The 9,631-nt window shown below is 59.9% G+C and carries 11 protein-coding genes and 1 pseudogene; 5 read left to right on the forward strand and 7 right to left on the reverse strand.

Translation table 11 applies throughout. The features are described 5' to 3' along the window. Positions 1-47 precede the first annotated feature (47 nt). The 3 genes and pseudogenes from LO50_RS12645 to LO50_RS12655 all read right to left on the reverse strand — a co-directional run. Positions 48-284 (reverse strand): annotated as a pseudogene (locus LO50_RS12645) (TraX family protein); the annotation flags it as partial. Next, a complete protein-coding gene (locus LO50_RS12650) occupies positions 281-721 on the reverse strand; it encodes a YqaA family protein (protein ID WP_003089095.1) in 441 nt (146 codons plus the stop codon). The pseudogene LO50_RS12645 and the gene LO50_RS12650, both read right to left, overlap by 4 nt. A 20-nt stretch (positions 722-741) precedes the next feature. After that, complete coding sequence (locus LO50_RS12655) at positions 742-1,047, reverse strand: metal-sensing transcriptional repressor (protein ID WP_003089094.1); 306 nt, start codon at positions 1,045-1,047, stop codon at positions 742-744. A gap of 511 nt (positions 1,048-1,558) precedes the next feature. On the opposite strand from LO50_RS12655, the gene LO50_RS12660 reads away from it, so the two are divergent. The 3 genes from LO50_RS12660 to LO50_RS25595 all read left to right on the forward strand — a co-directional run bounded on the left by LO50_RS12660 (position 1,559) and on the right by LO50_RS25595 (position 3,173). After that, a complete protein-coding gene (locus tag LO50_RS12660) occupies positions 1,559-2,296 on the forward strand; it encodes a HupE/UreJ family protein (protein WP_003089091.1) in 738 nt (245 codons plus the stop codon). Positions 2,297-2,308: 12 nt separating this feature from the next. After that, the gene (locus tag LO50_RS12665; protein ID WP_003089089.1) at positions 2,309-2,989 is read left to right on the forward strand and encodes a hypothetical protein; all 681 of its coding nucleotides are present in this window, start codon (positions 2,309-2,311) and stop codon (positions 2,987-2,989) included. A 61-nt stretch (positions 2,990-3,050) separates the two neighbouring features. After that, a complete protein-coding gene (locus LO50_RS25595; RefSeq protein WP_016713062.1) occupies positions 3,051-3,173 on the forward strand; it encodes a hypothetical protein in 123 nt (40 codons plus the stop codon). An 80-nt stretch (positions 3,174-3,253) separates the two neighbouring features. Here LO50_RS25595 and LO50_RS12670 read toward each other — a convergent pair whose 3' ends face one another. Next, the gene (locus tag LO50_RS12670) at positions 3,254-4,558 is read right to left on the reverse strand and encodes an MFS transporter (RefSeq protein WP_003089087.1); all 1,305 of its coding nucleotides are present in this window, start codon (positions 4,556-4,558) and stop codon (positions 3,254-3,256) included. Positions 4,559-4,716: 158 nt separating this feature from the next. On the opposite strand from LO50_RS12670, the gene LO50_RS12675 reads away from it, so the two are divergent. Beyond that, positions 4,717-5,658 (forward strand): chromate resistance protein ChrB domain-containing protein, encoded by a 942-nt coding sequence (locus LO50_RS12675; protein ID WP_023095846.1) that lies wholly within the window; start codon positions 4,717-4,719, stop codon positions 5,656-5,658. Further along, positions 5,651-7,018 carry a chromate efflux transporter gene (chrA, locus tag LO50_RS12680; protein WP_003089083.1) on the forward strand — a complete coding sequence of 456 codons (1,368 nt, stop codon included), beginning with the start codon at positions 5,651-5,653 and terminating at the stop codon, positions 7,016-7,018. The genes LO50_RS12675 and chrA overlap by 8 nt, the downstream gene beginning before the upstream one ends. A gap of 98 nt (positions 7,019-7,116) precedes the next feature. On the opposite strand, the gene LO50_RS12685 is transcribed toward chrA, so the two are convergent. The 3 genes from LO50_RS12685 to LO50_RS12695 all read right to left on the reverse strand — a co-directional run bounded on the left by LO50_RS12685 (position 7,117) and on the right by LO50_RS12695 (position 9,513). Continuing rightward, entirely contained in the window at positions 7,117-7,323 is a 207-nt protein-coding gene (locus LO50_RS12685) for a hypothetical protein (protein ID WP_003089081.1), read from the reverse strand. A 124-nt stretch (positions 7,324-7,447) separates the two neighbouring features. Next, positions 7,448-8,842, reverse strand: coding sequence for a heavy metal sensor histidine kinase (locus tag LO50_RS12690; RefSeq protein WP_003089080.1), 1,395 nt, complete (start codon positions 8,840-8,842; stop codon positions 7,448-7,450). Continuing rightward, positions 8,839-9,513, reverse strand: coding sequence for a heavy metal response regulator transcription factor (locus tag LO50_RS12695; RefSeq protein WP_003288515.1), 675 nt, complete (start codon positions 9,511-9,513; stop codon positions 8,839-8,841). Before LO50_RS12695 ends, LO50_RS12690 begins: the two co-directional genes overlap by 4 nt. Between the last annotated feature and the right edge of the window lie 118 nt (positions 9,514-9,631).

Raw genomic sequence — 9,631 nt, forward strand, 5'->3', positions numbered from 1 at the left:
CAAGGGCTGAAGTCGACCGGAAATACAGGGTTACTTCAGACCTTCCTTAGGTAGCGGCCATTGCTGCGAGTGAACAACGCGCCAACTTCCGTTCGACAGACATTCACGGCGATCGCCAGGCAAAACAGCGGGAACGAGAGGCGTCCCAGAATGAACAGGTTATCCAGTGATGGCCATGCCAGACGCATGTGGTCGAGCACCATCGTGAGCAGGGCGATCCACTTGATGAGGTCCTGTCCGTTGTGTCGTTCAACCCGCGAAGGTGGTGATTCGTACGCGCTCAACTCAGGTTCTCCAGGATGAGAATCGCAAGGACCAGATACCGTCCGCCCTTGGCGAGCGTGACGATCAGGACGAACCGCCAGAGCGGCTCTTTCATCACGCCGGCGATCACGGTTAGCGGGTCTCCAATGATGGGTACCCAACTGAGCAGCAGCGACCAGTACCCGTAACGTTCATAGGAGGCTTTGGCTTTTTCGAAGGCCGCTTGCTTTACCGGAAACCAGCGCTTTTCGCGATAAGCCTCGATACCTCGTCCCAGCAGCCAGTTCACAACCGATCCGAGTACGTTGCCTGTGGTGGCCACCACCAGCAGGATGGCTGTGGAAAAACGCTCGGATATCAGCAGTCCGCCCAGCACTGCCTCCGATTGCATGGGCAGCAGGGTTGCCGCGCCGAATGCAGCCAGAAACAGGCCGAGGTAACCGCCGTACTCAAACATTCAACAACCGAGCACCGTGCCTACAGGTATTTGGTGATTTGCTTGAATTCGTCCAGTGCCGAACGGTCGCCCTTGCTCAGGGCTGTCACCGAGTCTTCCAGGCAATGGTCGATGTGGTCCTGGATCAGTGTCCGCTTCGCCTGGCACACGGCCTTTTCAACAGCATGGAGCTGCTGGGCGATGTCCACGCATTCACGTCCTTCATCGATCATGGTGATGATGCTGCGCAGGTGGCCGTCCGCTCGCTTGAGGCGTTTGATGATGGCGTCGTGAGTCTGGTGGGTATGAGCGTGACCATGCGGTTGGTCGTGAACGTGTTCTGACATGACTTGAGTCTCAGACGGCGATACTTTACGCTCTGCATGCTATCCCCCTGGGGGGGTTGGGTCAAACGCGCTATTTCACACCGTGTTTCAACCGGATAAGCATTGGGATGTCTCGTCGTTTTCTTTCAGCGACCATGATCGTGGCTTTGGCAATGGCCTTTCTGCTGGCCTGGACCGGTCATGCCTATTCACTTTCCGTCCTCTCGCAAATCACGGCAAAGAGCGCCCAGAGCCTGACTCATGATCACTCCCACGACTCGTCCCTGAGTTGTGCGCAGTGCTCTGATCACTACCACTCCCCCCTGACGCCCGATCACCAGCACGAAACGCCTCAGATACCAGCTGCAATCCACTTCTCCAGTCATTTCGAAGCCTCGGTACACCTGGCCATGCTGGGCGATTCCGTGCCTTGGCCCCCCATCTTCCGTATCGAACGCCCACCCCGTCCTGTGCTTGCTTCCTGACCAAGGCCGCTCTGCGGCCAACAATCACTGCAAGAAAGGATTGATCCATGCATTCGCACTCCCTAAAGGGTGGGGGCCTGTTCGCCATGCGTTCACGCCACCTGTTGTATCTGCTGTTCCTGCTCGTCGCCTCGCTGTTCATCGGCATGCCAGAAGCTCTGGCCCATGCCGTGGCCGAGGGTGACAAGGGCTTCATCCAGGAAAGCACCGGGGTCATGCTGATCCCCTTCATCTACATGGGCGCCAAGCACATGGTCACGGGATACGACCATCTGCTGTTCCTGTTCGGCGTCATCTTCTTCCTCTACCGGCTGAAGGATGTCGGCCTGTACGTCACGCTGTTTGCGGTCGGCCATTCGGTGACGCTGCTGATCGGCGTGCTGACGGAAGTCAGCATCAGCTCGTACGTCATCGACGCAATCATCGGTTTCTCGGTGGTGTACAAGGCCCTGGATAACCTGGGCGCCTTCCAGCGCTGGTTCGGCTATCAGCCGAACACCAAGGCCGCCACGCTGATTTTCGGCCTGCTGCACGGCTTCGGCCTGGCAACCAAGATCCAGGAATACGAGATCTCTCCCGATGGGCTGATCCCCAACCTGATCGCCTTCAACGTAGGGGTGGAGATCGGTCAGCTGATGGCGTTGAGCGCCATTCTGATCCTGATGGGCTTCTGGAGGCAGACCCCAAGCTTCTGGCGTCATGCCTATACCGCCAACGTCGCAATGATGAGTGCTGGTTTCCTGTTGATGGGTTACCAGATCTCCGGCCTGTTTCTGACCGCTTAAGGACTCCTGATCATGTTCAATTCTCCACTCCCATCGGCAAGCGAATTGCCGAGCAGCCGCCAACTCGTTCGTTCCACCGTCATTGCCCTGGCTGTCGCCATGGGCCTGCTGGTCACCGTGGTGATGCCTTCGGAATACGCGGTCGACCCGACCGGCCTGGGCCGCGCCATGGGCCTGACGCAAATGGGCGAGATCAAGATCACCCTCGCTGCCGAGGCTTTGGCTGACGAGGCTGCGTCGAAAGCGGCAGCTGCTCCGGCCCCAGCTCCTGTCGTTGCTGCTGCACCGGCACCTGCACCGGTAGCGCCACCCGTACAGCAAGTGGCAGCAGCCCCTCAGCCCGCGGCTCCCGTATCCAGCAAACCTGCTGCCAACGCCAAGTCCGATCAGGTCACCGTAACCCTGACGCCAGGCGAAGGTCGGGAGATCAAGCTGGAAATGCTCAAGGGCAGCACTGTGAGCTATGAATGGACCGCATCCGGCCCGGTCAACCACGACACCCACGGTGAGATCTACAACGCCGCCCAAGGCGATTTCCACAGCTACAGCAAAGGGCGTCAGGTGAAAGGCGACAAGGGCGACCTGACCGCGCTGTTCGATGGCACCCATGGCTGGTTCTGGCGTAACCGCACCAACGCCGATGTCACCATCGTGCTGAACACGACTGGCGACTACCTGAACGTGAAGAAGTAATCCCGCCGGGGCGAACCTGTTGTTCGCCCCGACTTTTTGATCTCAATTGGAATAGCTGAAGATGACTACCAAAATCCTCAAATCGCTCGTTGTGCTGAGCTTCCTCGGCCTGTTGGCTGCCTGCGGTGGTACTGATACCGAATCGAAGTCTGGCGATGCGGGTCACGGCCACTCGCACGAGTGATGCAAACAGGGCCGCTAAAGCGGCCCTGTTTCTTTCTGGATTACGCGAAGATCATCGATAGAACCCGTGCAACGCGGGCTTTATGGCTTTGGCCATTTCCGGTGATCGTCATCGATGACGAACGAGTGCGCATGCGCATTGCCGTTGGCCACGTGCGGGTGGTCTTCCGGCAGGTCATCGTGATTGTGCGCTACCACGTCTTCCTCATACTCCGGGCGCCAGATCCGCTTGCTCACCAGCCAGGCTACGGCGGCAACCAGACTCAGTCCGATGAACGAAGCCGTCAGGCTGACGCTTGCCCCCAACCATCCCGCGAGCGGGTAGGTGATCAGCCAGCAGGCGTGTGAAAGGGCGAACTGGGCGGCGAACAGCGCAGGTCGATCCTGGGCTGAGGACGAGCGCCGCAGAATGCGTCCGGACGGTGTCTGTGCCAGGGAGTAGCCGGCACCCAACACCAGCCACAACAGGATCAGCGCCGGGTAACTGGAGACGAAGGTACCCAGGATCAAACCGGCTACCAGCACGGCACCGCCGGCCAGCATCGCCTTGCGATCGTCCAGTCGTTCCAGCAGCTTGGGCAGCATCAGGGCGACCACCATCGAGCCACCGCCGAAGGCCATCAAGGCCATGGCGGTAGAGCTCTGGGGCAGCGCGAACTTGGATTGCACCAGTACCACGGTGTTGACGATGACCATGGCGCTGGCGGCTGCGATCGTCAGGTTCAGTGCAAGAAGGCCACGCAGCCGCGGGGTGCGCAGGAAAATCCGCATGCCCTTGGTGGTGCGTTCATAGATGCTGCGTTTGGGTCCTCGTGCCGCCAGGGGCAGCACCACGGTACCGACCATCGCGGCGGACACCAGGAAGCCCACCACCGTGCCCGCGAACAGGCTGTGGAAGCTGACCACCGTAAGCAACAGCGCGGCCAGCATCGGACTGATCACGCTTTCCAGGTCATAGGCCAGGCGCGAAAGGGAAAGCGCCCGGGTGTACTCGCGCTCATCCGGCAGGATGTCAGGGATGGTGGCCTGGAAGGTTGGCGTAAACGCCGCAGAGGCCGACTGCAGCACGAAAATCAGCACGTACACCTGCCAGATCTCGGTGACGAAGGGCAGCATCAGCGCGACCGCTGCCCTGACCAGATCGAGGGTGACCAGCATCGCCTTGCGCGGCAGATGCTCGGCGAACGCGGCGGCAACCGGTGCAACGCCGATGTAAGCCGCCATCTTGATGGCGAGCGCGGTACCCAATACAGCTCCCGCCTGGGCGCCGGCCAGGTCGAATGCCAGAAGCCCGAGGGCAACCGTCGCCAGACCAGTGCCCACCAGGGCGATCACCTGGGCCAGAAAGAGGTGTCGATAAGTACGATTTTTTAGAACGGATAGCATGCGCTACCTCCGGGTAGTGCGGGTGATTCATGTTTCTAGCGTATCCCCCCTGGGGGGATACGGTCAACGTGAGTGAATCGAACCCTCATCCCGGCAGTGCATTTTCCTGAGAACAGAGCTAAAGTAGAGATTCATACATTTTATGTTTGATTCTCTACATGAAAAATTGGCTTCTTCTTGTGTTGGCACTCCCCACGGCCAACGCGACCGAACGTATGCGTGCCTGGCGGGCGTTGAAGGCTTGCGGCGCTGCCGTGCTGCGCGACGGTGTGTACCTGTTGCCTGAGCAGGACGCGGGCCGCGAGGCGTTCGAGTCCGTGGAGCGCGATGTGACGGTCAGCGGCGGCACTGCGTTTCTGCTGGCATTCCCGGACGAAGAAACTCGCTTCGCCGGCCTGTTCGACCGGAGTGAGGAGTACAGCAAGCTGCGCGACGAAGTCGCCGCGTGCAGGGAGGGACTGCTTCCCGAGAACGCCCTGCAGGTCGCTCGCCAGGTCAGAAAACTGCGCAAGAGCTTCGCCCAGTTGGCCCTGATCGACTTCTTCCCCGGCGTTGCGAAGCAGCAGACGGAGACCGCGCTGGAAGCGCTGGAGACGGCAATCAGCCGTGCCCTCTCACCTGATGAACCGCACATTCAGGATCATCCCGTCACGCTGCTGGACCACAGTCATTACCAGGGGCGTCGCTGGGCAACCCGTCGACGTCCCTGGGTCGACCGGCTGGCCTGTGCCTGGCTCATCCAGCGCTTCATCGACAGCGGCGCGGAAATCCTCTGGCTGGAATCCCCGAGCGACTGCCCCGCCGATGCACTGGGCTTTGACTTCGATGGCGCCGCGTTCAGCCATGTCGGGCACCGCGTCACCTTCGAAACCCTGATCGACAGCTTCGTGCTGCAGGCTCCAGGCCTTTCACGCATCGCCGCGCTGGTTCACTACCTCGATGTCGGTGGCAGCCAGCCTGCGGAAGCGTCCGGCATCGAGCGTGTCCTGGCGGGCCTGCGCGAGAGCATTACCGATGACAACCAACTGATGGCAGCGGCAAACGGCATCTTCGACGGGCTGCTGGCGGCCTTTGCCAACGAGGAAAACGGTCATGGCTGAAACGACGACGCTGGCCACGGGCGAAGCCCCCCTCAAGCCAGCGACCCCGGTGGGCTTGTTCGAAGCGTTGCTGTTCTGGCTGAAGATCGGCTTCATCAGCTTTGGCGGGCCGGCAGGACAGATCTCCATCCTCCACCAGGAGTTGGTGGAGCGTCGCCGCTGGATCAGCGAGAAGCGCTTTCTGCATGCCCTGAACTACTGCATGTTGCTGCCCGGGCCCGAGGCCCAGCAGCTCGCGACCTACATCGGTTGGTTGATGCACCGGACCTGGGGCGGGGTGATTGCTGGCGGGCTGTTCGTGCTGCCGTCGCTGTTCATCCTGATCGGGCTGTCGTGGGTCTATATCGAGTTCGGCAACGTTCCGGTGGTTGCCGGGATCTTCTATGGCATCAAGCCGGCGGTCACCGCGATCGTCGTTCATGCGGCGCACCGCATCGGTTCCCGGGCATTGAAGAATGGCTGGCTATGGGCGATCGCCGCAGCATCCTTCGTCGCCATTTTTGCCCTGAACGTCCCGTTCCCGCTGATCGTTCTGGCCGCTGCCGTGCTGGGCTACATCGGCGGAAAAGTGCTGCCGGACAAGTTCGTGACCGCTGGCAAGCATGGCTCCGGGAAGGCCAGTTACGGGCCTGCGCTGATCGATGACGATACACCGCCACCCGCGCATGCCCGTTTCCGCTGGAGCTATCTGCTCAAGCTGATCCTGATCGGTGCGGCGCTATGGATGCTCCCCATGGGGTTGCTGACCGTCATCTTCGGCTGGCAAGGCACTCTGACCCAGATGGGGTGGTTCTTCACCAAGGCTGCGTTGCTCACCTTCGGCGGTGCCTACGCGGTGTTGCCCTATGTCTACCAAGGTGCGGTCGGTCACTACGGCTGGCTGTCGCCCACGCAGATGATCGACGGCCTGGCCCTGGGGGAAACAACGCCGGGGCCGTTGATCATGGTGGTGACTTTCGTCGGCTTCATTGGCAGCTACATCCACCCGATGTTCGGCACCGACCATCCGTTCCTGGCGGGCGCGGTGGCGGCTGTGCTGGTCACCTGGTTCACCTTCCTGCCCTCGTTCCTGTTCATCCTTGCCGGCGGTCCGCTGGTGGAGTCGACGCACAACGAACTGAAGTTCACAGCGCCGCTGACCGGGATCACCGCCGCCGTGGTAGGTGTGATCCTGAATCTGGCGTTGTTCTTCGGTTACCACGTGCTCTGGCCCAACGGCTTTGGGGGAGGATTCGAGTGGGCCTCCGCACTTATCGCCGCGGCCGCCGCTATTGCCCTGTTCTACTTCAAGCGCGGTGTGATCCAGGTGCTGGTGATGAGTGCACTGGCGGGGCTGGCGGTCCAGCTGTCGATGCGTTGAGGAGGATGCCGCTTGAGGGTGATCCGGGGCAGGCGGTCAAGCGCCTGCCTCAAGATCGAGGGGGAAGGAGGAAGTAGAGAAACAGCACATCCATGAGCCTAGGATGGGCTTTTAGCGTTTTCCTTTTCTTTGGTCTCTGCCGGTTTGGCTTTGTCTGCGGTGTCTTTTTCACCCCAGAGGCGTTTCTGGTCCTCGCGGAATTTCTTGTTGAATTCGATCGAGCGGTCGTAGCCATCTTCGGCAAATACCGGTGTCGTCACACCAACAGCCAGTACACCGATGAGAAGCGCTTGGGTCAGTCGCATTTTCAGAAACTCCAGGGGTTTGGATCTCAATGGATCGTGAGATTTTCGATACCCCTGAAGCTTAAAGAAGCGTCTCTGACGACAACGTGAGGCGCGAATTACAATGTTGAAAGACGCCTTGGGCTCAGAGACGGTTCACCGGAAAACTCAGGTGGAACCAGGTAAAGCCCGAGCCCGTTATTTCTACCTTCGCCACGCCTTGGTGCAGGCTCATGATCGATCGCACGATGGCAAGCCCGAGGCCTGTGCCTCCCTCGCTGCGCGCACGCCCTTTGTCGACCCGATAGAAGCGTTCGAACAGATGAGGCAGGTGCTCTTCCGGAATACCTTGGCCTGGATTGCCTACGCTGAGCCTGATGTGCTCCTGCTCACGGTGAACCTTCACCACTACAGCCTGCCCTTGTGGGCAGTAGCGAATGGCGTTGGAGAGCAAATTGGACACTGCCCGTTGAATCATCAGGCGATTGCCTTGGATCACATCGACACTGCCTGACACATCGAGCCGAACGCCGCTCTCTTCGGCACTCAGGCTGAACAAGTCACTGACCCTCTGCACCTCGTCGACCAGTGCCACCGTCTCGAATTGCACCAAGGCTGCAGGCTGGCTGACATGTGCCAGGAAAAGCATGTCGGCCACCATGCTTTTCATGCGATCCAGCTCCTCGGCGCAGGATTCCAGCACCTCACGGTACTCCTCCGAGCTGCGTGGTCGTGACAGGGCCACCTGTGCTTTGCCCATCAGGTTAGTGAGCGGAGCACGCAACTCGTGGGACAGGTCGTCCGAGAACTGCGATAGCTGCTGCACGCCACCGTCCAGGCGGTGCAGCATAAAGTTGATGCCGTCCGCGAGCTCCAGCAGTTCGATCGGCAAGCGGTCGGTAGGCAGCCGATGCTGCATGTTGTCGGTGGAGATCTTCGACGCGACTTTCAGAAAGCGCGTAAGCGGCAGCAAGCCCCGGCGTACCGTCCACCAGGCCACGACCATGATCAGCGCCAGGATGAAGGGTGACGCCATCAGGGCCCAGCTCAGCATCGCCCGGAGCAATTCGGCATCGGAGGATTCATCCACGGTCATGTACACACCGACCTGGGTACCGTCAGCCAGACGCATGAGCTGGGAAACGCTGAGCATGGGCATGCCCAGTTCGTTGTTCCACTCGTAGAACTCCACTTGATCGTTGGCAGGAAAGCTGGTGAGTTCGGTGGTTATCTTTTTCGAGCCGATGGTCAGCAGGGGGATTCGGCTGTTTGCCGTATCGAAAATGCTGACGAACAGGTTGTTGTGGCCCATCGCAAGGTCGACCAACTGGTGGGAGTCTGCGGTGACCTCGGACAGATCCGCGACGGTCGATAGGTTATGGGCCATGCCACCCATCTTGGTGATCAGGCTGCTTTGCGCCGTGCGCTCCAGCGCCTGGCCGAGCATCAGGTAGCCCACGATAGAGAGCAGCACCAGCAGTATCACGCTCATCAAGCCGACTTTGAGTCCCAACCTGGCGGCCAGGCTGAAGCGCTTCATGAACGCTCCTCGATCACATAGCCCACACCGCGCAGGGTGTGGATAAGTTTGTTCTCGAACGGATCGTCGATCTTGGCGCGCAGGCGCCGGATCGCCACGTCGATCACGTTGGTATCGCAGTCGAAGTTCATGTCCCAGACCAGGGAAATGATCTGCGAGCGGGTCAGGGCTTCCCCTGGGTGGCTCATGAGCAGGCGCAACAGGGCGAATTCCTTGGTAGTCAGCTCGACGCGCAGGTCACCCCGGAACGCGCGGTGGCGACCCGGATCCAGCTCAAGGTCTGCGACCCGCAAGGTCGGGTGGTCCACCACCTTGTCGCCACGCCGCTGCAGCGAGCGGATGCGGGCAAGCAGTTCCGGAAACTCGAACGGCTTCACTAGATAGTCGTCGGCGCCGCCGTCCAGGCCCTTCAGCTTGTCGTGCAGGCGGCCACGACCGGTCAGCATGATGATGCGAACCCGACTGGTCTTGCGGATCGTGTCGAGCACGTCCCAGCCGTCCACCTTGGGCAGGTTCACATCCAGGATGACCAGGCCGTAGGTGTTGTGCTGGAACAGGTGCAGCGCATCGACACCATTACTTGCCCGGTCAACGATATAGCCACTTTCGGTAAGCCCTTGCTGAAGATATTCGGCAGTTTTGGCTTCGTCTTCCACTACTAGAACACGCATTATTTGTTTATCTCAAATTAAAAAAGTATTCGGGTGTCAAATAAAAAAATATTCATTTATTTCTTGAAGTGTCATTGCCTCATGCACCGAACCAGCATGGTGATCATCGATGAATCAA

The sequence above is a fragment of the Stutzerimonas stutzeri genome, from assembly GCF_000935215.1.
In the GTDB taxonomy this organism is placed as follows: Bacteria; Pseudomonadota; Gammaproteobacteria; order Pseudomonadales; family Pseudomonadaceae; genus Stutzerimonas.

What these genes read in the sequence shown, in the direction of transcription:
- LO50_RS12650 (WP_003089095.1), bottom strand. Translation starts at nt 721, where the DNA reads ATGTTTGAGTACGGCGGTTACCTCGGCCTGTTTCTGGCTGCATTCGGC.
- LO50_RS12655 (WP_003089094.1), bottom strand. Translation starts at nt 1,047, where the DNA reads ATGTCAGAACACGTTCACGACCAACCGCATGGTCACGCTCATACCCAC.
- LO50_RS12660 (WP_003089091.1), top strand. Translation starts at nt 1,559, where the DNA reads ATGCATTCGCACTCCCTAAAGGGTGGGGGCCTGTTCGCCATGCGTTCA.
- LO50_RS12665 (WP_003089089.1), top strand. Translation starts at nt 2,309, where the DNA reads ATGTTCAATTCTCCACTCCCATCGGCAAGCGAATTGCCGAGCAGCCGC.
- LO50_RS25595 (WP_016713062.1), top strand. Translation starts at nt 3,051, where the DNA reads ATGACTACCAAAATCCTCAAATCGCTCGTTGTGCTGAGCTTCCTCGGC.
- LO50_RS12670 (WP_003089087.1), bottom strand. Translation starts at nt 4,558, where the DNA reads ATGCTATCCGTTCTAAAAAATCGTACTTATCGACACCTCTTTCTGGCC.
- LO50_RS12675 (WP_023095846.1), top strand. Translation starts at nt 4,717, where the DNA reads ATGAAAAATTGGCTTCTTCTTGTGTTGGCACTCCCCACGGCCAACGCG.
- chrA (WP_003089083.1), top strand. Translation starts at nt 5,651, where the DNA reads ATGGCTGAAACGACGACGCTGGCCACGGGCGAAGCCCCCCTCAAGCCA.
- LO50_RS12685 (WP_003089081.1), bottom strand. Translation starts at nt 7,323, where the DNA reads ATGCGACTGACCCAAGCGCTTCTCATCGGTGTACTGGCTGTTGGTGTG.
- LO50_RS12690 (WP_003089080.1), bottom strand. Translation starts at nt 8,842, where the DNA reads ATGAAGCGCTTCAGCCTGGCCGCCAGGTTGGGACTCAAAGTCGGCTTG.
- LO50_RS12695 (WP_003288515.1), bottom strand. Translation starts at nt 9,513, where the DNA reads ATGCGTGTTCTAGTAGTGGAAGACGAAGCCAAAACTGCCGAATATCTT.